General features: G+C 62.0%; 27 protein-coding genes. 10 read left to right on the top strand and 17 right to left on the bottom strand.

Features of this window, described 5'->3' with window-relative positions:
• From LOY45_RS06795 to LOY45_RS06755, 9 genes are all read right to left on the bottom strand, one after another.
• On the bottom strand, positions 1 to 1,236 hold the full coding sequence (locus LOY45_RS06795) for an RNA polymerase sigma factor (protein ID WP_258578886.1): 1,236 nt from the start codon (positions 1,234 to 1,236) through the stop codon (positions 1 to 3).
• On the bottom strand, positions 1,236 to 1,727 hold the full coding sequence (locus LOY45_RS06790) for an SRPBCC family protein (RefSeq protein WP_115088207.1): 492 nt from the start codon (positions 1,725 to 1,727) through the stop codon (positions 1,236 to 1,238). The genes LOY45_RS06795 and LOY45_RS06790 overlap by 1 nt, the downstream gene beginning before the upstream one ends.
• A gap of 19 nt (positions 1,728 to 1,746) precedes the next feature.
• Positions 1,747 to 2,091 (bottom strand): YciI family protein, encoded by a 345-nt coding sequence (locus LOY45_RS06785; RefSeq protein WP_115088208.1) that lies wholly within the window; start codon positions 2,089 to 2,091, stop codon positions 1,747 to 1,749.
• Positions 2,092 to 2,177: 86 nt separating this feature from the next.
• Positions 2,178 to 2,612: a YybH family protein gene (locus LOY45_RS06780; protein WP_115088209.1), complete on the bottom strand. Its 435-nt coding sequence runs from the start codon at positions 2,610 to 2,612 to the stop codon at positions 2,178 to 2,180.
• Positions 2,613 to 2,832: 220 nt separating this feature from the next.
• On the bottom strand, positions 2,833 to 3,318 hold the full coding sequence (locus LOY45_RS06775; RefSeq protein WP_134063758.1) for a GyrI-like domain-containing protein: 486 nt from the start codon (positions 3,316 to 3,318) through the stop codon (positions 2,833 to 2,835).
• A 298-nt stretch (positions 3,319 to 3,616) separates the two neighbouring features.
• The gene (locus LOY45_RS06770) at positions 3,617 to 4,276 is read right to left on the bottom strand and encodes a LysE family translocator (protein ID WP_115088210.1); all 660 of its coding nucleotides are present in this window, start codon (positions 4,274 to 4,276) and stop codon (positions 3,617 to 3,619) included.
• Between the two features lie 81 nt (positions 4,277 to 4,357).
• Positions 4,358 to 4,690, bottom strand: a complete 333-nt coding sequence (locus LOY45_RS06765) for a type II toxin-antitoxin system HicB family antitoxin (protein ID WP_010223090.1) — start codon at positions 4,688 to 4,690, stop codon at positions 4,358 to 4,360.
• Complete coding sequence (locus LOY45_RS06760) at positions 4,687 to 4,941, bottom strand: type II toxin-antitoxin system HicA family toxin (protein ID WP_115088211.1); 255 nt, start codon at positions 4,939 to 4,941, stop codon at positions 4,687 to 4,689. The genes LOY45_RS06765 and LOY45_RS06760 overlap by 4 nt, the downstream gene beginning before the upstream one ends.
• Before the next feature lie 57 nt (positions 4,942 to 4,998).
• Positions 4,999 to 5,955: a threonine dehydratase gene (locus LOY45_RS06755; RefSeq protein WP_115088212.1), complete on the bottom strand. Its 957-nt coding sequence runs from the start codon at positions 5,953 to 5,955 to the stop codon at positions 4,999 to 5,001.
• A gap of 87 nt (positions 5,956 to 6,042) precedes the next feature.
• Between LOY45_RS06755 and LOY45_RS06750 the strand changes: the two genes are divergently transcribed.
• The 3 genes from LOY45_RS06750 to ada all read left to right on the top strand — a co-directional run bounded on the left by LOY45_RS06750 (position 6,043) and on the right by ada (position 9,153).
• Entirely contained in the window at positions 6,043 to 7,386 is a 1,344-nt protein-coding gene (locus tag LOY45_RS06750) for an aminotransferase-like domain-containing protein (RefSeq protein ID WP_258578884.1), read from the top strand.
• Positions 7,386 to 8,015 (top strand): DNA-3-methyladenine glycosylase family protein, encoded by a 630-nt coding sequence (locus tag LOY45_RS06745; RefSeq protein WP_115088214.1) that lies wholly within the window; start codon positions 7,386 to 7,388, stop codon positions 8,013 to 8,015. Before LOY45_RS06750 ends, LOY45_RS06745 begins: the two co-directional genes overlap by 1 nt.
• 76 nt (positions 8,016 to 8,091) lie before the next feature.
• A complete protein-coding gene (ada, locus tag LOY45_RS06740) occupies positions 8,092 to 9,153 on the top strand; it encodes a bifunctional DNA-binding transcriptional regulator/O6-methylguanine-DNA methyltransferase Ada (RefSeq protein ID WP_258578883.1) in 1,062 nt (353 codons plus the stop codon).
• A gap of 6 nt (positions 9,154 to 9,159) precedes the next feature.
• On the opposite strand, the gene LOY45_RS06735 is transcribed toward ada, so the two are convergent.
• On the bottom strand, positions 9,160 to 9,789 hold the full coding sequence (locus LOY45_RS06735; RefSeq protein WP_115088216.1) for a lytic polysaccharide monooxygenase auxiliary activity family 9 protein: 630 nt from the start codon (positions 9,787 to 9,789) through the stop codon (positions 9,160 to 9,162).
• Between the two features lie 99 nt (positions 9,790 to 9,888).
• Entirely contained in the window at positions 9,889 to 10,146 is a 258-nt protein-coding gene (locus LOY45_RS06730) for a DUF2790 domain-containing protein (RefSeq protein WP_134063769.1), read from the bottom strand.
• A 366-nt stretch (positions 10,147 to 10,512) separates the two neighbouring features.
• On the opposite strand from LOY45_RS06730, the gene LOY45_RS06725 reads away from it, so the two are divergent.
• Complete coding sequence (locus tag LOY45_RS06725; protein WP_115088509.1) at positions 10,513 to 10,884, top strand: GNAT family N-acetyltransferase; 372 nt, start codon at positions 10,513 to 10,515, stop codon at positions 10,882 to 10,884.
• Here LOY45_RS06725 and def read toward each other — a convergent pair.
• From def to LOY45_RS06710, 3 genes are all read right to left on the bottom strand, one after another.
• Positions 10,836 to 11,375 carry a peptide deformylase gene (gene def / locus LOY45_RS06720; protein ID WP_115088218.1) on the bottom strand — a complete coding sequence of 180 codons (540 nt, stop codon included), beginning with the start codon at positions 11,373 to 11,375 and terminating at the stop codon, positions 10,836 to 10,838. The genes LOY45_RS06725 and def overlap by 49 nt on opposite strands.
• Complete coding sequence (locus tag LOY45_RS06715) at positions 11,365 to 12,351, bottom strand: YihY/virulence factor BrkB family protein (RefSeq protein ID WP_038996548.1); 987 nt, start codon at positions 12,349 to 12,351, stop codon at positions 11,365 to 11,367. Before LOY45_RS06715 ends, def begins: the two co-directional genes overlap by 11 nt.
• Positions 12,352 to 12,517: 166 nt before the next feature.
• Entirely contained in the window at positions 12,518 to 12,697 is a 180-nt protein-coding gene (locus tag LOY45_RS06710; RefSeq protein WP_115088219.1) for a CsbD family protein, read from the bottom strand.
• A 235-nt stretch (positions 12,698 to 12,932) separates the two neighbouring features.
• Here LOY45_RS06710 and LOY45_RS06705 point away from each other — a divergent pair, with 235 nt between their 5' ends.
• Positions 12,933 to 14,423, top strand: a complete 1,491-nt coding sequence (locus LOY45_RS06705) for a right-handed parallel beta-helix repeat-containing protein (RefSeq protein ID WP_258578882.1) — start codon at positions 12,933 to 12,935, stop codon at positions 14,421 to 14,423.
• 14 nt (positions 14,424 to 14,437) lie between these two features.
• On the opposite strand, the gene LOY45_RS06700 is transcribed toward LOY45_RS06705, so the two are convergent.
• Positions 14,438 to 14,854, bottom strand: coding sequence for a hypothetical protein (locus LOY45_RS06700; RefSeq protein ID WP_115088221.1), 417 nt, complete (start codon positions 14,852 to 14,854; stop codon positions 14,438 to 14,440).
• 198 nt (positions 14,855 to 15,052) lie between these two features.
• Between LOY45_RS06700 and LOY45_RS06695 the strand changes: the two genes are divergently transcribed.
• Positions 15,053 to 15,433, top strand: coding sequence for a hypothetical protein (locus LOY45_RS06695; protein WP_115088222.1), 381 nt, complete (start codon positions 15,053 to 15,055; stop codon positions 15,431 to 15,433).
• Here LOY45_RS06695 and LOY45_RS06690 read toward each other — a convergent pair whose 3' ends face one another.
• Positions 15,434 to 16,270, bottom strand: coding sequence for a CvfB family protein (locus tag LOY45_RS06690; RefSeq protein ID WP_115088223.1), 837 nt, complete (start codon positions 16,268 to 16,270; stop codon positions 15,434 to 15,436).
• A gap of 145 nt (positions 16,271 to 16,415) precedes the next feature.
• On the opposite strand from LOY45_RS06690, the gene LOY45_RS06685 reads away from it, so the two are divergent.
• Positions 16,416 to 17,285: a DUF6279 family lipoprotein gene (locus tag LOY45_RS06685; protein WP_115088224.1), complete on the top strand. Its 870-nt coding sequence runs from the start codon at positions 16,416 to 16,418 to the stop codon at positions 17,283 to 17,285.
• A gap of 134 nt (positions 17,286 to 17,419) precedes the next feature.
• Here the strand turns inward: LOY45_RS06685 and aceK are convergent, their stop codons facing one another.
• Positions 17,420 to 19,141, bottom strand: a complete 1,722-nt coding sequence (aceK, locus tag LOY45_RS06680; protein WP_233673370.1) for a bifunctional isocitrate dehydrogenase kinase/phosphatase — start codon at positions 19,139 to 19,141, stop codon at positions 17,420 to 17,422.
• A 186-nt stretch (positions 19,142 to 19,327) separates the two neighbouring features.
• On the opposite strand from aceK, the gene LOY45_RS06675 reads away from it, so the two are divergent.
• From LOY45_RS06675 to LOY45_RS06665, 3 genes are all read left to right on the top strand, one after another.
• On the top strand, positions 19,328 to 20,212 hold the full coding sequence (locus LOY45_RS06675) for a DMT family transporter (RefSeq protein ID WP_115088226.1): 885 nt from the start codon (positions 19,328 to 19,330) through the stop codon (positions 20,210 to 20,212).
• 410 nt (positions 20,213 to 20,622) lie between these two features.
• The gene (locus LOY45_RS06670) at positions 20,623 to 21,459 is read left to right on the top strand and encodes an ABC transporter ATP-binding protein (RefSeq protein WP_233673390.1); all 837 of its coding nucleotides are present in this window, start codon (positions 20,623 to 20,625) and stop codon (positions 21,457 to 21,459) included.
• A 39-nt stretch (positions 21,460 to 21,498) separates the two neighbouring features.
• A complete protein-coding gene (locus LOY45_RS06665; RefSeq protein ID WP_115088228.1) occupies positions 21,499 to 22,497 on the top strand; it encodes an ABC transporter substrate-binding protein in 999 nt (332 codons plus the stop codon).
• The last annotated feature ends 8 nt before the right edge of the window (positions 22,498 to 22,505 follow it).

The following is a 22,505-nucleotide window of genomic DNA, read 5'->3' as shown; positions in this document are numbered from 1 at the left end:
TCACAACTCGCTCAGGCGGCGCTCGATAAAGCGCCGCTCGGGGCCCTGACGGGTCAGTTCGAGAGCTCTGCAATAGGCCTCGCGGGCTTGATCCAGCAGGCCTAGCTGGCGGCACAGTTCAGCGCGGGCCGAATGGGCCAGGTGGTAGTCCTGCAACTGACCGCGGGCCAGAATCGCCTCCACCGCCGCCAACCCCGCCTGGGCGCCATCGCGCCGGGCCAGGGCAGCGGCGCGGTTGAGTTCGACCACCGGCGACGGCCAGCGCTGCCACAGTACATCGTACAGACCGACGATCTCTGCCCAGTCCGTGTCCTCGGCACTGGCCGCTTGCGCATGCACGGCGGCAATCGCTGCCTGCAAGCTATAGACGCCAAACTGCTGGCTACGCAGGGCCTGCTGCACCAGCTGGCAGCCTTCGGCAATCAGTTCACGGTTCCACAGCCTGCGGTCCTGCTCATCCAGCAGCACAAGCTCGCCCTCGGCATCGCTGCGCGCCTGCTGCCGCGAAGCCTGCAGGAGCATCAGCGCCAGCAGGCCGAGCACTTCCGGATCGGGCAGCAATTGCTGGAGCAAACGCCCAAGGCGGATCGCTTCATCGCTCATGTCGCGGCGCATCAGGCTCTCCCCCGAAGACGCCGAGTAGCCTTCGTTGAACACCAGGTAGATCACCCGCAACACGCTATCAAGACGCTCCGGCAGTTCGGCCAGAGACGGCACCTGATAGGGAATTCGCGCATCGCGGATCTTGGCTTTGGCGCGGACGATGCGCTGGGCGATGGTCGCCGGGCTCTGCAAAAACGCGCGGGCGATTTCTTCGGTGGTCAGGTCACAGACTTCGCGCAAGGTCAGCGGCACCTGGGCATCGGCGGCCAGCGCCGGGTGACAGCAGGTGAAGATCAGGCGCAGGCGGTCGTCCTCCAGCTCTTCGTCATTCACCTGAGCCTCCTCGAGCGACTCCAGCGCCTGCACCAACTGCGCCTGGGAACGGTCGAAACGCGCACGCCGGCGCAGGCTGTCGATCGCCTTGAAGCGCCCGGTGGACACCAGCCAGGCCCTGGGGCTGGCAGGAATACCGTCACGCTGCCAGCGTTCGACGGCAATGAAAAATGCTTCGTGCATGGCCTCTTCAGCCAGGTCGAAGTCGCCCAGCAGGCGAATCAGTGTCGCCAGGATGCGCCGCGACTCCTGGCGATAGACCGTCTCCAGTTGTGCCCGTACCGTAGCAAGCGTGGCCATCAGTCGGGCATCTGCGTAGTCACCAGCGCCACCAGGCGATCCAGGCTCTCACCCCAGCCACGGTGAAAGCCCATCTCTTCGTGGGCCTGGCAATCGGCGGCACTCCAGTGCCAGGCGCGGGCGGTGTACTGGGTCTTGCCGTGAATGTCGTCGAAGGTCACGACAACGGTCATGAAAGCCTTGTTCGACGGGACCCAACCCGGGCCGAAAGCATCGGTAAAGACGATCCGCGCCGGCGGCACGATCTCCAGAAACACCCCCTGATTCGGATACTCGCTGCCGTCAGGTGCACGCATCACAGTACGAAACAAGCCGCCCACCCACAGCTGCATTTCGCATTCCGGCGTAGTCATGCCGTTGGGGCCCCACCACCGGGCAAGCAGTTGCGGCTCGGTCCAGGCGCGAAACACCTTGGTCCGCGGCGCGTCGATCAGACGCGTCAACGACAGCTCATGCTGCGCCTTGGGCTGCTCGGGGTGTAGAAGGCTCATCGTGTTGTTCTCCTTGGTTTCAGGGTTGCAACTCGCGGATTGGCCGCACCTCGACACTGCCGACCCGCGCAGCGGGAATGCCGCGGGCAATGTTCAAGGCCTCGTTCAAGTCCCGCGCATCAACCAGATAGAAGCCGGCCAGTTGCTCCTTGGTTTCGGCGAAAGGGCCGTCGGTCAGGCTCATCTGCCCGCCGCGCACACGCACGGTGGTTGCGGTCTGCACCGGTTTGAGCGCCTCCGCGGCGAGCATTCGGCCGCTGCCCTGGATCGATTCGGCGTAGGCCATGCACTCGGCGTCGGCCGGGCTTTCGGGCAAGCTATGCAGCAGACTTTCGTCACAGTAGACCAGGCACAGGTATTTCATCGTCGTCTCCACAGCTGGGGATACTATGGCGGTAGATCACACCGCCTTAGAAAGCGCGATTCGGCATAACTCTCGGGGTTCTAAGCTCAAGGCTTGAGCGAGAACAGCGCGGCACCTGATTCCATGTCGAACGGCGCTGACCAGTGCTCATGAATCACCTTCCATTGCCCGTCGATCCGCTGGTAGCCCACGGTCGCGCGCATGTAGCAGCCTTGATCCTCACCCCCTTCGCTGCTGGCCGGGCCACAGCGATTGAGCCAGTGGGCCAAAGCCAGTTCCGGGGTGGCCTGGATCTGCAATTGCTCGATTTCGAAGATCATTTCGCCGGGGCAGTGATCCATGCAGGCCTGCCAGTGGGCGCGATAGGCGGCCTTGCCTTGGAACTGCAATTGCTGGATCGCATCAAAAGCGCGAATGTTCTCGGCGTAAGGCGCGGTAATGGCCTCGACATCCCGCGAGCGTACTGCGGGAAGCCATTGTTCGATGAGTTGGCGGATTTCGTTCTCGGCGGCGCTGTTCATGGTCGTGTCCTCTGCGCGATCAGGCGCCGAACAACTCGGCGCGTTCACAGATGGTCGAATGGCAGCGGCTGAAATCGACAGACTGGGGAAACTGATTGCGAGCCTCAGAAACCCAACCCAAGGATCACATACGCGAAGAACCAGAAAAGACTGACGGTGGTCCTCCAGCGGGTAATCGGGCCAAAGCGCCTGGCTTGTTGTGCAGCGCTACAGCGTTCGATCATTTGTCTTCCAAAGGTAACCAGATTTCCATCACGCTGTGGCTGTCGTTGGGGTTGAAGTCCCGGCCATAACGCTCGAACTCAGGCGCGTTGGCCACGGTTTCGCCGGACACCGGCACCCAGTCCTGCCAGATTGCCTGAAAGGTAGCCTTGAGATTGTCGAGGCTACCGTGGTGCTCAAACACCGCATAACGCCGGGCCTTGAGCTCGACATGCCGAAACTCTGCAGGCAGCGGCTCAGTGCCCTGCACTTCAACCCCGGCGATATAGTCGAAATTGCCTTTGCCATCACCGTTGCAGCACACCCCGTAGGCTTCCTCGCCCACCTGCCCGGGTACCCGGCCAATGTGCTGCTCGAAGCGTTGCCACAGGGTGGGGATTTGCTGGAGGGTGGCCTGGCCATAGCGCTTACCAAGTCCGGCAACCGTGAAGGTACGACCATCTTCGAAACGCGCGGGTTTGATCGGGGGAGTCTGCAGAGTCATGTCCTTTGCCTCGTTCGCCAGGGTAATGGGCACAGCGCATCCGTACCCACCGCTAGAGTAGCGGCAATTGCCCATTCTCGTAATCTGCTTGAGGTTCTGCCCCGGACGAAAAGAGCCCCTTGCGGAGCTCTTGGCCTTATTGCGGAAGAAAACTGTCGCCGGAGCGTTTGGCGCGTTTGGCGGCGTGTTTTTCTTTGGCGGTTTTCAGTGGTTTTTTCTTCGTCATCTTTTTCGCATCAAGACCTTTCATCGAAGATCCTCCTGCCTGACGGCACCTGCGCACCGGTGTCTCGAATCATTATAGACCCGGGGTGGCCGCAGGCACGGCGAGGATGAACTCGCGGTAACCGGAAAGAACCACGTAGCCGGCGAAATAACAGAAGATGCCCGCCGACAGCAGGTACGACCAGGTCAGCAAGCGGTCACCCAACAACCGCCCGCCATGGCTGGCAATGCCGCACAACGACAGGCACCAGATCAGCCCGGCGGCAAAGAAGCCGGAGAGAAACAGCCCGGCTTCGAACAGGCTGCCGCCACCGGAACGGGAAATCAGCACCCCGCCGACCGCGGCAAACCAGAGAATGGCGCTGGGTGACGACATGGCCAGGAAGATCCCGCGCATGAACTCGCGCCAGCCCGATTCCACGACCACCTCGCCACGGGTCTCCAGGTGGGTGTTGCCGCGCAGCGCCGCCAGCAGCATCTTGATGGCAAACCACACCAGCAACACCGACCCGCCCAGCCACAGCACCCAGCGTACCGTTTCAAATTGCAGCAACACGGTCATCCCCGCCAACGCCGCAATGGCATACAGCAGATCACCGACACAGGTGCCCAGCCCCAGCCAGAAGCCCTGCAGGAACCCCCGCTGCATGGCCAGGGTGATCATGGCGATATTGGCAATGCCGATATCCAGGCACAACGACAAACTCAGCAGAAATCCATTTGAAAAAGGCATCGACGTTCCGTAACCGCTGTTGAGGGCAGGCGCTATTTAAACGGTTTTTCGCCGGGCTGTATTGGAAGAAATTGCCTTTATTCAGGCTTGTGCTGCACGCTCAAAAACTTCATCGGCCCATTGGTTGAGGCTCTTGCCTGCCGACTGAGCTGCGATGGTCGCCGCGGCGTGGACTTCTGGCCTGATACGCAGCATGACCTTGCCGGAAGCGGGTTTTTCCGGCTTGACCCCACGCTCGGCGCAATCGGCCAGGTAGTCATCCAGCGCCAGGTGAAACGCCTCGTGCAACTGCCTGACGGCGCTGGCGTGGAAGCTGATGATGTCACGCACACCCAGGACACGACCGACGAAAATATCGTCCCGTGGGTCGTATTCGACTCGGGCGGTGTAGCCCTTGTAGCTCATAGTGTTCATGGTTGAACTCCTGCCCGTAGAAGAAACTCGCGGGCTTCTTCCACCTGATATCGCTTGGCCTCTTTGCCCGGGTGCGGCCGGTGACAGCGCCAAAGCTGATCACCCAGGATCAACTTGACCCTGGAGCCCTCACGTTCCTGCACTTGCCCGCCCAGGTACAGCACTAGCGCCTCGATGTCGGTAAACACCAGGCTGGCGCTGGTCGGTGTGCGGAAGATGCTGTCGAGGATCGTTCGATATCGATTGTTCATCGGAAAATGCTATCAAAATAAGATAGCACTTTTTCCAATGCTTCAATTCAGGATTTTTCAATCACCCGCCAATACCTGCGCATACCGCTGCCGATCAATATTCGCCCCGCTGAGAATCACCGCCACCTTGCACCCCTGCTGGCGCTCTCGCTCCTGGATCAGCGCGGCAAGCCCGGCGGCGCCTGCGCCTTCAGCGGTGTTGTGGGTGTCTTCGTGGTAGATGCGCATCGCCTGGGCAATTTCCTCATCGCTGACGCGCACGATGCGCGCGGCGTGCTGGCGGATGATTTCGAAGGCTTCGGGCAACGGCATACGGCAGGCCATGCCGTCGGCGAAGGTGTTGGCCGTGGCGGTGGTGACGATGCGGCCCTGCTCCAGGCTCTGGGCAAAAGCGTCCGCGGCGCTGGACACCACGCCGACGATCTCGGTGCGCAGGCCAAGCAGGTTGCGCGCCTGGATCAGGCCGCATATGCCCGAGCCCATGCCGATCGGTACGTAGACGCAATCCAGCTCGTGTACCGCTTCCAGCAGCTCCAGCGCATAGGTGGCGACGCCGCGGATCAACTCGGGGTGAAACGGCGGGACGCTCTCGTAGCCGTGCAGCTGGGCCAGGCGCGCGGCCTCTTCGCGGGACTGGTCAAAGTCGGCGCCGTGCTCGATCAACTGGGCGCCAAGGGCACGCATCGCCGCGTTCTTCTCCTGTGAGTTGCCTTCGGGAACCACGATGATGATCGGCAGCCCGGCATTGCGTGCGGCCAGCGCCATGCTCTGGCCGTGGTTGCCACGGGTCGCGGTGACCAGGCCGCGAACCGTCGGCTTTTGCGCCAGCAACCACTGCACATACATCAGCCCGCCGCGCACCTTGAAGGCGCCGGTCGGTGCATGGTTTTCATGTTTGACCCACACCTCGCAGCCCAGCCGTTGCGCCAGGCGCGGCCAGGCATATTGCGGGGTGGCGGGTACGCTGGCATGAACCAGGCGGGCAGCATCGCGCAGGGCAGGCAGATCGAACATGAAGCACCTCGGCAGGATCGGATTTGACCTGATCCTAGTCGCCGCGCATTGTATGGGTAAATTCTTATATTGCATGGCCAACAATAAATGTGGACCCCTGCCCTCACCGAGGATGCCCAGCCGCGCTACCTGGCCCTGGTCGACGCTATTGCCGCCGCCATCGAGCGCGGCGAGCTGAAAGTCGGCGAACGTCTGCCGCCACAACGGCGCCTGGCCTGGAACCTGGGGCTGAACCCCAGCACCACCCAGCAGGCCTACCGCGAGGCGGCGGCACGGCACCTGGTCTCGGGCGAAGTCGGGCGTGGCACCTATGTGCTGGCCGGCAGCAAGGAGGCTACGCTGTTTCGCCTCAAGCAGCGCGACGTGCAATCAAGCCTGATTGACCTGTCGACCAATGTGCCCGTGATCGACCCGGCCAACCGCGACAGCGAAACGACCTTGCAGGCGTTGTTGCAGGACGGTCAGGCGGGCTGCCTGGACCATTACCTGAGCGCCGAAGAGTTGCTGCGCGGCCGTGTGCACGGCGCCGCCTGGCTGGCCAATCGCGGCCTGCAACTGAACGACCGGCAACTGCTGCTGTGCGGCGGCGCCCAGCAGGGCTTGTTCACGACCTTGCTGTCACTGTGCCAACCGGGCGAAGCAGTGCTGGTCGAAGCTCTCACGGCCCCCGGCATCAAGGCCGCCTGCCGGCAATTGCGCCTGCCGCTGCATGGCATCGCCCTGGACGATCAGGGCATTGTTGCCGATGATCTGGATCGGGTCGCCCGTGCCACCGGCGCGCGCGTCATGGTGCTGACCCCGAGCCTGCACAACCCTACCGGTGCATGCATGAGCAGCGCTCGCCAGCAGGCGATTGCCGAGGTGGTCGAGCGGCATGACCTGCTGGTGATCGAAGACGATGTCTACGGTGCGCTGACCGACCAGCCACCGCTGTGGCGGTTGCTCGGGCGGCGCGGCCTGTTGATCAGCAGCCTGTCGAAAACCGTCGGCGCCGGCCTGCGCCTGGGCTGGATCGTGGCTGACCCGGCGTTACTGGCGCAGGTCGATCCCCATGCCCAGGCCACTCACTGGCAGGTGTCGCCGCTGAACCTGCAGATTGCCTGTCGCTGGATTGCCGATGGCACGGCGCAACGGCGTCTGGCCTGGCAGCGCGAGGAAGTCCGCCAACGCTGGCGCCTGGCCTGCAGGATTCTGGGCAGCTACCTGGTCAACAGCAGCCAGCCTGCCCCACACATCTGGGTCCAGGCCGGGCACAGCGCCGCACGCTTGACCGAGGCTTGCCGGGCCAATGGCGTGGCGGTGGTGCCAGCCGAGGTGTTCGCGGTAAAACAGCATGACCTGGCAGCGATCCGCATCAGCCTGTCGGCGGCTGCCAGCCGGGCCGAACTCAAGCAGGCATTGGAGCACGTAGCAAAGGCACTGGAGGCCTGATGAGCAAGCACGCTTTCTATACCGAGGCGCAAACCTACCTCGCCGCGATGGACCCGCAGTGGGCCGCACACATCGAGGCGGTGGGCCCTTGCCTGCATCAACCCAAACCCACCCGTGACCCATATCAGGCACTGGTGCGGGCCATTGCCTACCAGCAACTGCATGCCAAGGCGGGCGATGCGATTCTCGGACGCTTTCTGGCGCTCTACCCGGGGTGCGGGTTTCCCAGCCCCGAGCAGGTGCTGGCGACCACCCCGGAGCAATTGCGCGGCTGCGGATTCTCGGCGAGCAAACTGGCAACCATCCAGGGTATCGCCAAGGCACGTGTCGAAGGGCGGGTGCCAGACTACCAACAGGCCTCGGTACTGGAAGATGAAGCGCTGGTCGAGCGCCTGATCAACCTGCGTGGCGTAGGCCGCTGGACCGTCGAGATGCTGCTGATCTATACCCTGGAACGCATGGACATCCTGCCGGCCGACGACTTCGGTGTGCGCGAGGGCTACCGCCGCTTGCAAGGCCTGGAGACGCAGCCGACGCGCCGGCAAATGATCGACCTGGGCAAGCGCTGGAGCCCCTACCGGACCGTTGCCGCCTGGTACCTCTGGCGCGTACCGGCCAAGCGAGTTTGAACGCAAGACCCGGAGTTATTCCTGTAGCCCGACCCCGTAGCCTGAACCCATCGATCACCGCCAGGAGCAAACCGTCATGAGTACAGGCAAACCACGGATCAGCGAATCCGACCCGCGCTGGCAGGCCATCCTGGCCCGCGACCCGGCTGCGGACCAGGCCTTCGTCTATGCCGTGCGTACCACGGGCGTCTATTGCCGGCCGAGCAGCACCTCGCGCCTGCCGCGCATCGACAACGTCGAATTCTTCGACACTGCCGAACTGGCCGAAGCCGCCGGCTACCGGCCGAGCAAGCGCCGCGGCGCCAACCAGACCGATGTCGCCGAACAGCACCGGGCCCAGGTCACCCGCGCCTGCACCTTGATCGAAAGCGCCGACCCGGCGCCCAGCCTGAACCAGCTGGCTGAACAACTGAAGATGAGCCCGTTCCACTTTCACCGGGTGTTCAAAGCCGTGACCGGGCTGACGCCCAAGGCCTATGCCACGGCTCACCGTGCGCGCAAGGTACGCACTCAACTGCAGCAGTCGGCAACGGTCACCGACGCCTTGTACGAGGCCGGGTTCAACTCCAACAGCCGCTTCTACGAATCGAGCAATGCACGCCTGGGCATGACCCCGGGCGCCTATCGTGACGGCGGTGCCAATACCGACATCCGCTTTGCCATCGGCCAGTGCACGTTGGGGGCAATTCTGGTGGCGCAGAGTGAACGGGGGATTTGCGCAATCCTGCTCGGTGACGATCCGCAGGCGCTGCTCAATGACCTGCAGGACAAATTCCCCAAGGCCAACCTGATCGGCGGCGACGAAGGCTTCGAAAGCCTGATTGCCAGGGTCGTGGGTTTTATCGAGGCACCGGGCATCGGCCTGGACCTGCCGCTGGACCTGCGCGGCACAGCCTTTCAGGAACGCGTCTGGCAGGCCTTGCGGGCGATCCCGGCTGGTTGTACGGCCAGCTATGCCGAGATCGCCCAGCGGATCGGCTCTCCCAGGGCGGTGCGCGCCGTGGCCCAGGCTTGCGCGGCCAACGCCCTGGCTGTGGCCATCCCGTGTCACCGGGTGGTGCGCAGCGACGGCAACCTCTCGGGCTACCGTTGGGGCGTGGAGCGCAAGCGTGAACTGCTGGCGCGCGAGAGCCAGTGAGGCGGGTTACTGGAAGTTGACGTCGAAGGCCTGGTAGAAGGCGTTGCCGGTATCAGCGACCAGCCACAGCAGCACGATGACGTGATGGCCGCGCTTGTTGCCGGGTAGCTTGACCTCGTGTTCGACCTTGGCCTTGAGCTTGTCCTTATGATCGAAATACGGCGTATACGGATAGAGGTCGTCGGCAAACGGCGCCGTCTCGAGCTGGGCACGACTGATGCGTTTGTTCACATCCCATCCATCTTTGGTAATAAACCAGCGATAGCCACGGGTGGTGTGCGGGGCCGTGTATTCCCACTTCACATGAAAGGTCTGGCCTGGCGTGACATTCAACAACGGCCAGGTAAAGGGCGAGCCCAGTTTGGCGGACATTTCGGCATTGGTGTAATTGACGACGTCGCGAGCATCCTCTTTGCCGCCACTTAGAATATATCCATCCGCCGGTGGCACGACACTGGCGACATCCGACTGGAAGGGCGCGGGTACCGGCCCACCCACCAGGCTGGGGAAGTTTTTACCGCCTTCCATTTCGTTGACTTGCCAGTTGCCGAGCAATCCCAGTTCGACAGTCTTGGAACCACGGCTGGCCGGTGAAATGACCCGACCGTGACGCAGATTCTTTTCAGGGCTGTTCATTGCATTCACTCCTTGTGAGATAGAAAAACCTGTCCACCCTGGACACGATTCACCCTAGCTCAAGCCCTGCAATGCGCAACCCAGAGGCGCCAAACGGTATCAACCGTTGCTGCAGCCGTCGCCCATGGCGCGGTATGCGATGGTGTGGCGCTGACCCTGATGGTCTTCGTAGGTCATGGTTGCCGGTACCACTTCACAGACATTGGGAATGGTCGACAAACTGATGACTTTGGCAATATCCAGGTTAGTGCTGTAGTCATACTGCTCAACAACAGGTTGCGCAGCAGCACTATTGATTTCATCCGCCATGGCGAACGACGACATGGCAACCAGGGCAAGTGCAAATAAACTTTTCATGATAATAGGCCTGCAAAGCAATCAAACTAATCGATTGACTTCATTTGCCAATAAGGGCGCGGAGAAGTTGTTATATCAAGCAATGGGACATAACACGAAGTACCGACCCCACTACAACTTATTCCGTGGGATGTGGTTAGTTTACAAGGTACTTCGGGCGGTTAAATCGCGAAGCCGGACATTCACTGTTACCGCCTGTGCAACAATAAGCCCGACACAACGCCCTCGACACTTTTCGCCTTCCCGTGTAAAAGCCCGGGGTAGAGCCTTTGCCAGATCAAACCAGTGACCTTGTTACGCTATTGCCCGCTGCCCGCCGCCGAGCGGCCCCTGCTGAATAAATTCTACCGAAACCAGGGTTCGCCCATGCGCGCGGCTGCCCAGGGCCAGCTTTGGGTAGCCAGGGCCGATGAGATCGTCGCTGCCTTGTGCCTGAGCCAAGTACCAGGCGGCCATTGGCTGACCGGGTTGTTCGTCGCGCCCGCCTGGCGCGGCCAACGGGTCGCCCGCCAGCTGATCGAAGCGGCCGCGAGCGAGTTGCAAGGGGACATCTGGTTGTTTTGCCATCCGGCTCTGGTGGGCTTCTACGAGCGGCTGGCGTTCAGCACCAGCGACGCCCTGCCCGCCACTCTGGCCGAGCGCCTGGCCCGCTACCAGCGCAGCAAGCCCCTGTTGGCGATGACGCGGATTCAGTCGTCGCTGGCCGGGTCCAGCCCGGGGAACAGCACCTCGGTATAACCGAAGCGGCTGAAATCGTGGATGCGCGAGGGGTAAAGGCGGCCGATCAGGTGATCGCACTCATGCTGCACCACCCGGGCATGAAAACCTTCGGCGTTGCGCACTATCGGCTGCCCCTGCGGATCGATGCCTTCGTAACGGATCCGCTGGTAGCGCGGCACCACACCACGCAGCCCCGGCACCGACAGGCAGCCTTCCCAGCCGTCCTCGACCTCGGTGCCCAAGGGTGTGATCAGCGGATTGAGCAGAATGGTGCGCGGCACCGCCTCGGCATCCGGGTAGCGCTCGCTGCGCTCGAAACCGAAGATCACCAGTTGCAGGTCGATACCGATCTGCGGCGCGGCCAGGCCAACACCGCCGACATGCTCCATGGTTTCGAACATGTCGGCGATCAGTCGCTCAAGCCCGGTGCTGCCGATCATGTGCTTCGGCACAGGCGGGGCGATGCGCAGCAAGCGCTCATCGCCCATTTTCAGGATGTCATGAATCATGCTGGCTTCGACTCAGGGGTTCGCTGGCAGGCGTGGTTTCATGATCGAGTGAATGATCGCGGCCAAGCCCGGAAACATGCTTTTTATCATGCTCGTGGGCGACACCATCAAAGTCTTTTTCGCCGGGGTCCTTGCCTTCCTCGGACATATGCTCGATCACCGCATTCATCTCCGCGCCCAGCAACAACACCGCAGCGGAGATATAGAAGTACAACAGCAGGACAATGATCGCCCCGATGCTGCCGTACATGGCGTTGTAGTCGGCGAAAGTCTTGACGTAATAACCGAAGCCTAAGGACGCGATGATCCACACCACTACCGCCAGCACCGAACCGGGGGTAATGAAGCGAAACTTCTGCTTAACGTCGGGCATCACGTAATAGATCAGGGCCACCGCGACCATCATCAGAATGATGATTGCCGGCCAGCGCAGCACGGTCCACAAGGTGACGATGAACTCCTGCATGCCGATCTGCGAGGCAATCCACTCCATCACCTGCGGCCCCAGCACCATCAGTGCGGCAGCCGCCAGGAGCATGCCGGCAATGCCGACGGTGTAGATCACCGACAACGGGATACGCTTCCACACCGGGCGCCCTTCGACCACGTCGTAGGCGGCGTTCATCGCGCTCATCATCAGCCGCACACCGGCTGACGCGGTCCACAGGGCGATGACGATACCCACCGAGAGCAAACCGCCCTTGGATTGCTGCAACTGGTCGATCACCGGGTTGACCTGCTCCAGCGCCTGGGGCGGCAATACCAGTTCAGACTGCAGGCGCAGCCAGGAGAAGAAATCCGGCAAATGCAGGAAGCCGATCAGGGCGATCAGGAACAGCAGGAAGGGAAACAGCGAAAACAGCATCTGGTAAGCCAGCGCCGAGGCGTAGGTGGACATCTCGTCATCGAGAAACTCCTTGACTGTGCGCACCAGCACACGGTGCAACGGCAAGCCGCGCAGGTCGGGGAAAATCATAGCGTCTCCTTTCGCCGCTCGAGGGTCATGGGCAAAGTTCCTCAAACACTTATCAGACAGGTTCGACCTGAAGTCTAATCGACGATCGCCTCACAGTTGCGACTGATTGCTGCAGATAGCACAACGGCCACCCGAGGATGGCCGTCGTCCTACCCTGCACACAGGTTCAAGGCTTCTTCATGGCGTCCTTGACCTTGCCAACCGCTTGCTGAGCTTCGCCCTTGAGTTCCTGGGCCTTGCCCTCGGCGCGCAGCTTGTCGTTGTCGGTCACCTTGCCAACACCTTGCTTGACGTTGCCAACAGCCTCGTTGGCCATACCTTTTACTTTGTCTTTAGTGCCACTCATGGGAGTTCTCCTGAAGGGGAAATAACACGCGGTCAGAGTCGACAGTCTGTGGACCCATGGCCTGTTGCGAGAGTTTCAATTATTTGCCCGCTGGCAAAACAGCGGGCGAATATCGCCCCGATTCGCTCAAGCAAGCCGCTGAATCGCAAAGGCTTATCCTAGAATCGACAGCCACGCTGCAGGCTTTTTGCGCCTGCGCTATAACAACAACAGCCGACTGCGGAAACCTTTGCCCATGCGCGTCACGCCCCTGCTGGCAGCCCTTTTGCTGCCCCTGTCCGCCATTGCCGCCGCACCGGCAACGGCCCTGACCACGCTGGTGGTCGATCGATACGCCGATGACCAACAGCCCGGCAGCCTGCGTTGGGCGATCGAGCGCAACAACGAAAAGCCCGGCCAGTACCGGATCGAAATCCGCCCGGTAGGCAAGCCCCCGTACCTGATCAAGCCAGCCTCGCCGCTGCCGCCGATCCAGGGCCCGGTAAGCATCGAAGGCACGGCCTGGGCCCGCGACGGCCAGTTCATCGCCATCGACGGCTCGGCCTACATCATCGGCGACGGCACCCAGGCCTGCCCCGGCGCCGTACCCGGCCAGTTCGGCACCAATGTACGCACCACCACCGGCCCCGGGCTGGTGCTGCGTGACACCCAGGGCGTGCGCATTTCCGGCCTGGAAGTGCGTAATTTCTGCATCGGCATCCTGCTCAACCGCGCCAGCAACAACGTCATCGAAGACAACCGCATCGTCGCCAACAAGGGCGGTGCCGGGATCATGCTCACCGGCGACGATGGCCAGGGCAACCCGACCGCGACCACCACCAATAACAACAAGGTGCTGCGCAACCAGCTGATCGATAATGGCGATGGCCTGGAACTGACCCGCGGCGCGGCGTTCAACCTGGTGGCTGACAACCTGTTCCGCTCCACCGAGGCCAACCCGGAACCGTCCCAGGGCATCGAAATACTCTGGGGCAACGACAACAGCGTGGTGCGCAATCGTTTCGAGAACTACTCGGACGGCTTGCAGATCAACTGGGGCCAGCGCAATTACCTGGCCGCCAACACCTTTACCGGCAACTCGATCGGGGTCAGCGTCAGCGGCGCCGGTAATATCCTTGACGGCAACCTGATCCATGGCAACCGCATCGGCGTGGCCCTGCGCCCGGAGCCAACCACCACCAGCAACCGCCTGAGCGCCAACCGCATCTGGGACAACGGCAAGGACATCCGTCGCTGCCAAGCCGGTGGCTCGTGCATTGCCGAGCAGCGCACCGGGGCTATCGTCTTTGGCGTACCGGCGCTTGAGCATGCGATCTATGAGGGCTCACGGGGGATTGGCGTCGATCAGTCGGCGAACAACCGGGCGATCATCTGCGACGCCAAGGCGCCCGTAGAAGGCTGCCAGCCGTTGCCCAACCGTAACCAGCCAGCACCGCAGCTCACTGAACTCAAGGACGGTCGCTTGAGCGGTACGGTCCATGCTGAGCCTCACAGCCTGCTGCGTGTTGAAGTATTCGCCAATGGGCAAGCCGCTGGCCGCGAAGCCGAGCAGTACCTGGGCGAAGTGATGGTGCCGACTGACGCACGCGGCGAGGGGCACTTCGACTATCGGCTGGAACAGGCGCAGCGGTTCGGCGCCTTTACCGCGACGGTGACACGCACCGATGGTGCCACCTCACCGCTGAGCCAGCCGTTGTCGCCAGCAACGGCCAGCGCCAACCGCTAAGCCCCGTTGCGGGGTCAGTGTTTTCTGGCATCGCATTGGGCGCGCAGATCGCGGTTGTCGATGCTGCCGCAACTGCTGCCTTTCATGGCGTTGCAGTAGGCGCGCTGATCCCGGTCGTCGATCGAGCCACAGCTGCCACCCTGGGTTTCGGCATTGCAGGCGGCACGCAGGTCGCGGTTGTCGATACTCCCGCAACTGCCGCCTTTCTTGGCATTGCAGTAGGCGCGCTGGTCACGGTCATCGATGGAGCCACAGCTGCCGCCCTGGGTTTCGGCATTACAGGCGGCACGCAGGTCGCGGTTATCGATACTCCCGCACGAGCCCCCTTCGCGGGCATAACAGTAGGCACGTTGATCGCGGTCATCGATACTGCCGCACCCTGCATAGGCATAGCCACTGAGCATCAACAACAGGGCAATCACTACTTTCATTTGCGTTCTTCCTTGGGTTGCCAGGGAGGCGCCTGGCGCTGGTCGATCAATTGGCTGGCGCACCATTGCGCGCCATCATATTGATATCAAAGCAGGAAATAAGTTCCGCGCACGCCTGCGCTTGCCACGGCGGCTTTATGTTTCAAGTTAATCCCAGCACAATAAGCGACCTTTCAAGCGTCACCCGTAGGAACCTGCATGAAACTCGACAAACCCACCGCCATTGCCCGCCGCAACCAGGAACTGGAAAGACCCGTGCTCAACAGCGACAACACCCTGTTTGCCGTGCTCGACACCAAGCGCAGCCTGTGGTGGTTCGATGTGCCGGTGAAGCTGCTGCGCAAGGGCCAGCCCGACTGGGTCAACCTGCTGCTGCACACCCCGGAAACCGACGAGCTGCAGCATTTGAAGGTGCCGGTGAACTACCTGCAGGCGCATCAGGAAAAAATGGAAGTGCGCCACCCGGGCAAGCGCCGCTCGACCATCAGCCTGGCGCTGAGTGCCGATCGCGATTCGCTGCTCAAAGACCTGCGCCCAGGCGGTGAAAACCTGAATTTCGCAGGCTTCAAGCAAGTCTGATCAGGCCAGTTCGATGCGGTCGGCGTGGATGACGATGCGGCCATCCTTGTACAAGGCACCGATGGCTTTCTTGAAGTTGCCCTTGCTGACCCCGAACAGATCGCTGATCAGCTGCGGATCGCTCTTGTCGCTGACCGGCAGCACGCCGTTGGCGTCCTTGAGCTTGGCGAGGATCTTGTCGTGCAGGCTGTTGGCCAGGTCCTGGCCGATGGGCTGCAGGCTCAGGGCAATCTTGCCGTCGCTGCGCAGCTCCTTGATGTAGCCCTTCTCCTGCTTGCCCGAACGCAGGAACTTGAACACTTCGTTCTTGTGAATCAGGCCCCAGTGCTTGTTGTTGATGATCGCCTTGAAACCCATCGGGGTTTCTTCGGCCACCAGCAAGTCGACTTCCTGGCCGACCTTGTAGGTCGCCGGCACCTTGTCCAGGTAACGGTCCAGGCGCGCGGTGGCGGTGATGCGGCGGGTACGCTTGTCGAGATAAGCGTGCACCACGCAGTACTCACCGGCCTTCATCTGGCGCTTTTCTTCGGAGTACGGCATCAACAGGTCTTTGGGCAGGCCCCAGTCGAGGAAGATGCCGATGCTGTTGATCTCTTTGACCTTGAGGCTGGCGAACTCGCCGACCTGCAACTTGGTCTTTTCCGTGGTGGCGATCAGCTTGTCTTCGCTGTCGAGGTAGACAAAGACGTTCAGCCAGTCTTCGACCTCGGTGGGCGTGTCCTTGGGGATGTAACGGTTAGGCAGCAGGATTTCGCCGTCCGCCCCGCCGTCCAGGTACAGACCGAAGTCTGTGTGCTTGACCACTTGCAAAGTGTTGTAACGCCCAACTAAAGCCATTTCCGGAAATCCTCGTTGCGAGCGGGGCATTCTACACCTGAAGCGGCGATTGCGCCCGGTTGCCAATGACGGCCTGTCAGCAAAATGAACCGTGCGGGCCTGGCCTGTTCTATAAAGACAAGCAAGCCTTTGCAAGGATTCGCTCATGTACGCCAGCCTGTCCAAGTACCTGCGCACCGTTCTGTTGCTGGTGATATCGGCCATGCTGGTGGTCGCCTGCAACCGTATCGACCTGGCCTACCGCAACCTCGACATGCTGGTGCCCTGGTCGCTGAACGACTACCTGAGCATGAACCGCCAGCAGAAGACCTGGCTCAACGATCGGCTCAAACAGCAGCTGGCCTGGCATTGTCGTACGCAGTTGCCCGGTTACCTGACCTGGATCGACGAAATCCAGACGATGGTCGCCAACAATGCGGTAACCGACCAGCAACTGCAGGTGCGCACCCAGCAAGCCCGGCAAGCGATTGCCAAGGTCGCCGACCAGATCACCCCCTCGGCCGCCGAGCTGTTGCGCAGCATGGACGACGATCAGGTGCGGGAAATGCGCGAGGCGTTTGCCGAAGACATCCGCGAACGTCAGGCCAAGTACGTCAATACGCCGTTGGCGCGGCAGATCGAACGCCGCGCAGAGCGCATGGAAAAGCGCCTGAGCACCTGGCTGGGCGAGCTCAGCCCGCAACAGAAGTTGCGGATCATGACCTGGTCCCAGGGCCTGGGCGAGCAGAATCGCCAGTGGATTGCCAACCGTGCCCATTGGCAGGCGCAGTTCAGCGCGGCGATGGACCAGCGCCACAGCGACACCTTCGAGCCACGCCTGGAAATCCTCCTGAAGAAACGCGATAGCCTGTGGACCCCGGAGTACCGGAGAGCCTTCCAGCGTACCGAGCAGGAGGCGCGGCGGTTGCTGGTGGATGTGATGGCGCAGAGCAGCGAGCAGCAGCGCCAGTACATGGGGCAGAAGCTTGGGCAGGTGCGGCAGAGTTTCAGCGAGTTGAAGTGCTTGAAGGGGTGACCCCCTGAAATCATCTCATAACCCCTGTGGGAGCTGGCTTGCCAGCGATGAGGCCAGTACAGCCTGCACTGCAGGCGGCGCCTGGAATACGAGCGCTTCGCGCTCGATCGCTAGCAAGCCAGCTCCCACAGTGTTCAGCTCTCCCGGCACTTGCGCCGGTACGGGAACACATCGATCACCTTGCCGCCGCGGATCGCCGCCTGCAGGCTCTTCCAGTAATCGGCGTCGTACAACTCGCCATGCAGCTGGCTGAACAAGCGGCGCTGGCCACTGTCGGCAAACAGAAACGGCGGAAACTCCTCGGGGAACACATCCAGCGGCCCGATCGAATACCAGGGCTCGGAGGCCATTTCATCCTCGGGGAAACGCGGCGGCGGGATGTAGCGGAAGTTGACCTCGGTGAGAAAGCAGATCTCGTCGTAGTCGTAGAACACCACCCGCCCGTGGCGGGTAACGCCAAAATTCTTCAGCAGCATGTCACCCGGGAAGATATTCGCCGCCGCCAGTTGCTTGATGGCCAGGCCATAATCCTCCAGGGCTTCGCGTACCTGGGCGCCGTTGGCGTTTTCCAGGTAAAGGTTGAGCGGGGTCATGCGCCGCTCGGTCCAGCAGTGGCGGATCAGTACGGTGTCGCCGTGCACTTCGACGGTGGACGGCGCCACTTCCAGCAGTTCGGCCAGGCACTCGGGCTCGAACTTGCTCAAGGGGAAGCGAAAGTCGGAGAACTCCTGGGTGTCGGCCATGCGCCCGACGCGGTCGACGCTTTTCACCAAGCGGTACTTTTCGATCACCGTGGCGCGGTCGACACTCTTGGACGGCGAGAAGCGGTCCTTGATGATCTTGAACACGGTATTGAAGCCCGGCAGGGTGAACACGCTCATGACCATGCCGCGCACGCCGGGCGCCATGATGAAACGGTCATCGGTGCCGGCCAGGTGGTTGATCAGGGCCCGGTAGAACTCCGACTTGCCGTGTTTGTAGAAGCCGATCGAGGTATACAGCTCGGCAATGTGCTTGCCCGGCAAGATGCGTTTGAGAAAACCGACGAACTCGGCCGGCACCGGCACATCGACCATGAAGTAGGAACGGGTGAAGGAGAAGATGATCGACACCTCGGCCTCGTCGGTGATCAGCGCATCGATCTCGATACCGTGGCCTTCGCGGTGCAATAGCGGGATCACCAGCGGCCATTGCTCGTCCTGGGTGTACAGGCGCCCGACCAGGTAGGCGCCCTTGTTGCGGTACAGCACCGGGGAAAACAGCTCGATGGCCAGGGCCGGGTCCTTGCACACCCAGTCCGGCAGGTTTTCCCGCAGCTGTGCGTCAAGGCGCGCCAGGTCGCCGGCAAGGTCCGAATACGGCACATCGAAGCGGTAGTCGGTAAAAATCTGCGCCAGCAGGGCGCTCAAGCCGTTTTGCGGCCGGTAGGTGCGCGTTTGCGCTGCCCGTTCGTGGCTGCGCAATGATGGCCGGGTGGTATGGATGAACATGCAACCATCGCTGATCAGGTCATGGCTGAACAGGCTGCAGAAGATCGAGTTGTACCAGGTCTCCGAAAGTTCGTCGTCCAGGCGCGGGTCGATCAGGCCTATATAGGCGCTCTTGACCAGCGGCCACAGCGAGACATCGAGCAGCACCTCGTCCTCGAAACCCTGACGCAGCCAGCCACTGACCTCGCTGACCTTTTCCTCATAGAGGTTGATGCGCGCCGCCGAGGCGCTTTGGGTCTGTTGCCACTGGGCCTGCTCGAAACGCTCGCGGGCGCCATCGGTGATCTGCCGGAAATGTTCGCGGTAATCGTCGAAGCCATCGAGGATCATCCGGGCAATATCGGCGGCCGGCCATTGCTGGGGCATACGTCAGACCTCTGCGGGAATGTCAAAGCCTGAGCTTAGCCAGTCGCCACGGGCAGGGAAAGCCTGTTGGCGCGGGTGTATCGGCCAAACTCGCCGAGCGCGCAATTCAAGCGCAAGAAAGGGAGAGAGCATGGCCCGGTTTGTAACGTAAACTCGCGCCCTGCCCCCAAAGGACCCGGAGAGCCCATGAGCCCCATCGCCATTTCCCGCCTGTTGATACTCGCTGCTGTCTGGGGGGCGAGCTTCCTGTTCATGCGCATCATTGCGCCGGTGCTCGGCACCCTGCCCACGGCGTTTTTCCGCGTCTCCATCGCCTGCCTCGGCCTGCTGGTGATTCTTGCCCTGCTGCGGGTGCGCTGGGACTTCAATGGCAAGCTCAAGGCCTGCCTGGTGCTGGGCATGATCAACTCGGGGATACCGGCCACCCTCTATTCAGTGGCGGCCCAGGTGCTGCCAGCCGGTTACTCGGCGATCTTCAATGCCACCACGCCGTTGATGGGCGTGCTGATTGGCGCGCTGCTCTTCCGCGAGCCGATGACCCTGGCCAAGCTCGGCGGCATCTTTCTCGGCTTGTTCGGGGTTGGCATTCTCAGTGGTGCAGGCCCGGTGGCGTTCGACGCCAAGCTGCTGCAAGGCGCCCTCTCGTGCCTGGCGGCGACCGCTTGCTACGGCCTGGCCGGTTTTCTCGCCCGGCGCTGGCTCGACCAGCAAGGCGGCCTCGACAGCCGGCTGTCGGCGCTGGGCAGCATGATGGGCGCGACCTTGCTGCTGTTGCCGTTGTTCGGCTACAGCGTGCTGACCCAGCCGCCGGCAAGCTGGGGTGGCTGGCAGGTATGGGCGTCGTTGCTGGGGCTGGGGCTGGTGTGTACCGCCTTTGCCTACATCCTTTATTTCCGCCTGATCAGCGAGATCGGCCCGGTCAAATCCAGCACCGTGACCTTCATGATCCCGGCCTTCGGTGTGCTGTGGGGCGCCTGGCTGCTGGATGAGCCGCTGTCGATGGCGCACCTGTATGGCGGGCTGTTGATTGCCGTGGCGTTGTGGCTGGTGCTCAAGCCGGCTCGCGCCTGACGGGTCCCGTGGGAGCCGGCCTTGCCGGCGATGAGGCCGGTACAGTCAGCACCCTCAACCGCTGACTGAATTGCGACCGCTGCGCGCTCGATCGCCGGCAAGGCCAGCTCCCACCCTGCAGATGTTCTGGTTTCACCCATGAAACCAGCCTTTCACTTCCGTTACCGAAAAAAGCCTCTTTTCCTTGCACCAGCAATTGCCACGCGCAGTTGTTGTGCAATTTCGTGCCATATAGAAAACCTTGTTTCATATATAAAACAAACAGGTTTTTGCCTTAATCCAATAACTCTCTAATAAATAAGCACTTTTTAAATAAAACAGGGCCAATACACATTTGGCATTGTTCATGCACTAAACGGCGTATCACCTATAAAACAGACCAGAGAGCTTCCCCAATGGCTGTGAAAGAGATGTACGCAATCCCCTCTCAATGGAATACGCCGAACTCCAAGGAAGACCTGGAGCCGACCGAAATCGAATTTCGTAACGTCGGTAAATGTTTCCCGGCCAAGGGCAAGGCCGAGGCGCCCTTTGCCATTCGCGAGGTGAACTTCAAGATCCGCCGCGGCGAGGTGGTGTCGATCATCGGCCCATCCGGTTGCGGCAAGAGCACCATCCTCAATATGGGCTCCGGCCTGTACCGCCCTAGCGAAGGCGAAGTCTTCGTCGGCGGCGAGGCGGTGGTCGGGCCGGTGCGCAAGGTGGCCTTCATGTTGCAGAAAGACCTGCTGATGCCCTGGCGCAGTATCCGCCGCAACGTCGAGCTGGGCCTGGAAATCCAGGGCATGCCCGCCGCCAAGCGCCAGCCGATTGCCGAAGATCTGCTCAATCGCTGCCACCTGCAAGGCTTTGCCGACCACTACCCGTTCCAGCTGTCGGGTGGCATGCGCCAGCGCGCCGCCCTGGCCCGGACCCTGGCCATCGACCCGCAGGTGCTGTTCCTCGACGAGCCATTCTCGGCCCTCGATGCGCAGACCAAGATGATCCTGCAACAGGACCTGGCGCGGATGTTGTTCGAAGAGAAGAAAACCGCGCTGTTCATCACTCACGACCTGGTCGAGGCGATTGCCATGTCCGACCGCCTGCTGGTCATGAGCGCCCGCCCCGGCACCATCATCGAAGAAATCACCGTCGACCTGCCGTTCCGTGACAACCCGCTGGAGCGCCGCAAGCTGCCGGAAATCGGCCCGCTGGCCGGGCGCCTGATGGAACTGCTGAAAGTCGGCGAAGACACCGAACTGCATTGATCAACGGCCACCGGCCCATCAACCGATTCAGGAGTACGCATGTTCAAGTCCCTGCAACGCCTGGCACAGACTTCGGTCATCGCCCTGGGCCTTGGCCTGGCGCTCACTGCCCAGGCAGAGCCGACCAAGGTCACCTACCTGCTGCCCGCGCCGCCCAACTCACCGGCCTTCGCGCCGTGGATCATCGCCAAGGAAAAGGGCTACTACCGTGCCAGGGACCTGGACCTGACCTTCATCGCCGCCAAGGGCGGGGTCGATGTCGCCAAGCAGATCGGTGCCGGCAACGCCATGCTCGGCGGCGCCATCGGTGATACCCCGATCGTGGTCCGCGCCAACGGTATTCCGGTGCGGGCGGTGGCAGTGCTCGGTGCCGGCGGGGTGACCATGATCGCCACCAACGCAAGCGAGAACATCCAGTCGATCAAGGACCTCAAGGGCAAGACCCTGACCGTGATGTCCTACTCCGACACCACCTACTACGCCCTGCTCGCCTCGCTGCGCAAGGCCGGCCTGAGCAAGACCGATGTCGACATTCAGGCCGCCGGCCCGTCGGGCGTGTGGCAGCTGTTCTCGGCCAACAAGGCCCAGGCCATGGCCGGCGTACCGGACTGGGTGGTCAATGCCGAAGAAGCCGGGGTGGAAATCAACCTGATCCCGCAAAACCAGATCTTCGAGAGCATGGCCCAGGCAATCCTCGCCTCGGACGACGCCATCAACAACCAGCCGCAAGTGGTCGGCGGCGTGGTCCAGGCCACCCTGCAGGGCATGCGCGACATCATCCAGGACCCGAAAGCCGCCGCCGCCACCTTCGCCAAGGCGGTCCCGGCCTACGCCGGCAAGGAAGCGGCGCTGGAGAAAACCTTCCGCCTGTATGTCGAGCACGTCTACGCCAACCAGAGCGTGCTCGGGCGCATCGACCCGGCGCGCCTGGACGCGGTACGCAAGTTCTATGTCAGCGAAGGCATCGTCGCCAAGGAACCCAAGCTCGACGAGCTCTACAGCAACCGGTTCATCGAAACCACCACGGCCGCGCAATAAGCCTGGAT

The sequence above is a fragment of the Pseudomonas wadenswilerensis genome, assembly GCF_024749185.1.
In the GTDB taxonomy this organism is placed as follows: domain Bacteria; phylum Pseudomonadota; class Gammaproteobacteria; order Pseudomonadales; family Pseudomonadaceae; genus Aquipseudomonas; species Aquipseudomonas wadenswilerensis.
Note: the sequence above shows the minus strand (reverse complement) of the source record. Positions and strands in the feature narration are given on the sequence as shown.

What these genes read in the sequence shown, in the direction of transcription:
- LOY45_RS06715 (WP_038996548.1), bottom strand. Translation starts at nt 12,351, where the DNA reads ATGATTTTCCCCGACCTGCGCGGCTTGCCGTTGCACCGTGTGCTGGTG.
- ada (WP_258578883.1), top strand. Translation starts at nt 8,092, where the DNA reads ATGAGTACAGGCAAACCACGGATCAGCGAATCCGACCCGCGCTGGCAG.
- LOY45_RS06705 (WP_258578882.1), top strand. Translation starts at nt 12,933, where the DNA reads ATGCGCGTCACGCCCCTGCTGGCAGCCCTTTTGCTGCCCCTGTCCGCC.
- LOY45_RS06765 (WP_010223090.1), bottom strand. Translation starts at nt 4,690, where the DNA reads ATGAACACTATGAGCTACAAGGGCTACACCGCCCGAGTCGAATACGAC.
- LOY45_RS06710 (WP_115088219.1), bottom strand. Translation starts at nt 12,697, where the DNA reads ATGAGTGGCACTAAAGACAAAGTAAAAGGTATGGCCAACGAGGCTGTT.
- LOY45_RS06760 (WP_115088211.1), bottom strand. Translation starts at nt 4,941, where the DNA reads ATGAACAATCGATATCGAACGATCCTCGACAGCATCTTCCGCACACCG.
- LOY45_RS06770 (WP_115088210.1), bottom strand. Translation starts at nt 4,276, where the DNA reads ATGCCTTTTTCAAATGGATTTCTGCTGAGTTTGTCGTTGTGCCTGGAT.
- LOY45_RS06790 (WP_115088207.1), bottom strand. Translation starts at nt 1,727, where the DNA reads ATGAGCCTTCTACACCCCGAGCAGCCCAAGGCGCAGCATGAGCTGTCG.
- def (WP_115088218.1), bottom strand. Translation starts at nt 11,375, where the DNA reads ATGATTCATGACATCCTGAAAATGGGCGATGAGCGCTTGCTGCGCATC.
- aceK (WP_233673370.1), bottom strand. Translation starts at nt 19,141, where the DNA reads ATGCCCCAGCAATGGCCGGCCGCCGATATTGCCCGGATGATCCTCGAT.
- LOY45_RS06785 (WP_115088208.1), bottom strand. Translation starts at nt 2,091, where the DNA reads ATGAAATACCTGTGCCTGGTCTACTGTGACGAAAGTCTGCTGCATAGC.
- LOY45_RS06780 (WP_115088209.1), bottom strand. Translation starts at nt 2,612, where the DNA reads ATGAACAGCGCCGCCGAGAACGAAATCCGCCAACTCATCGAACAATGG.
- LOY45_RS06730 (WP_134063769.1), bottom strand. Translation starts at nt 10,146, where the DNA reads ATGAAAAGTTTATTTGCACTTGCCCTGGTTGCCATGTCGTCGTTCGCC.
- LOY45_RS06685 (WP_115088224.1), top strand. Translation starts at nt 16,416, where the DNA reads ATGTACGCCAGCCTGTCCAAGTACCTGCGCACCGTTCTGTTGCTGGTG.
- LOY45_RS06690 (WP_115088223.1), bottom strand. Translation starts at nt 16,270, where the DNA reads ATGGCTTTAGTTGGGCGTTACAACACTTTGCAAGTGGTCAAGCACACA.
- LOY45_RS06750 (WP_258578884.1), top strand. Translation starts at nt 6,043, where the DNA reads ATGTGGACCCCTGCCCTCACCGAGGATGCCCAGCCGCGCTACCTGGCC.
- LOY45_RS06695 (WP_115088222.1), top strand. Translation starts at nt 15,053, where the DNA reads ATGAAACTCGACAAACCCACCGCCATTGCCCGCCGCAACCAGGAACTG.
- LOY45_RS06755 (WP_115088212.1), bottom strand. Translation starts at nt 5,955, where the DNA reads ATGTTCGATCTGCCTGCCCTGCGCGATGCTGCCCGCCTGGTTCATGCC.
- LOY45_RS06725 (WP_115088509.1), top strand. Translation starts at nt 10,513, where the DNA reads ATGCGCGCGGCTGCCCAGGGCCAGCTTTGGGTAGCCAGGGCCGATGAG.
- LOY45_RS06745 (WP_115088214.1), top strand. Translation starts at nt 7,386, where the DNA reads ATGAGCAAGCACGCTTTCTATACCGAGGCGCAAACCTACCTCGCCGCG.
- LOY45_RS06675 (WP_115088226.1), top strand. Translation starts at nt 19,328, where the DNA reads ATGAGCCCCATCGCCATTTCCCGCCTGTTGATACTCGCTGCTGTCTGG.
- LOY45_RS06670 (WP_233673390.1), top strand. Translation starts at nt 20,623, where the DNA reads ATGTACGCAATCCCCTCTCAATGGAATACGCCGAACTCCAAGGAAGAC.
- LOY45_RS06700 (WP_115088221.1), bottom strand. Translation starts at nt 14,854, where the DNA reads ATGAAAGTAGTGATTGCCCTGTTGTTGATGCTCAGTGGCTATGCCTAT.
- LOY45_RS06795 (WP_258578886.1), bottom strand. Translation starts at nt 1,236, where the DNA reads ATGGCCACGCTTGCTACGGTACGGGCACAACTGGAGACGGTCTATCGC.
- LOY45_RS06665 (WP_115088228.1), top strand. Translation starts at nt 21,499, where the DNA reads ATGTTCAAGTCCCTGCAACGCCTGGCACAGACTTCGGTCATCGCCCTG.
- LOY45_RS06775 (WP_134063758.1), bottom strand. Translation starts at nt 3,318, where the DNA reads ATGACTCTGCAGACTCCCCCGATCAAACCCGCGCGTTTCGAAGATGGT.
- LOY45_RS06735 (WP_115088216.1), bottom strand. Translation starts at nt 9,789, where the DNA reads ATGAACAGCCCTGAAAAGAATCTGCGTCACGGTCGGGTCATTTCACCG.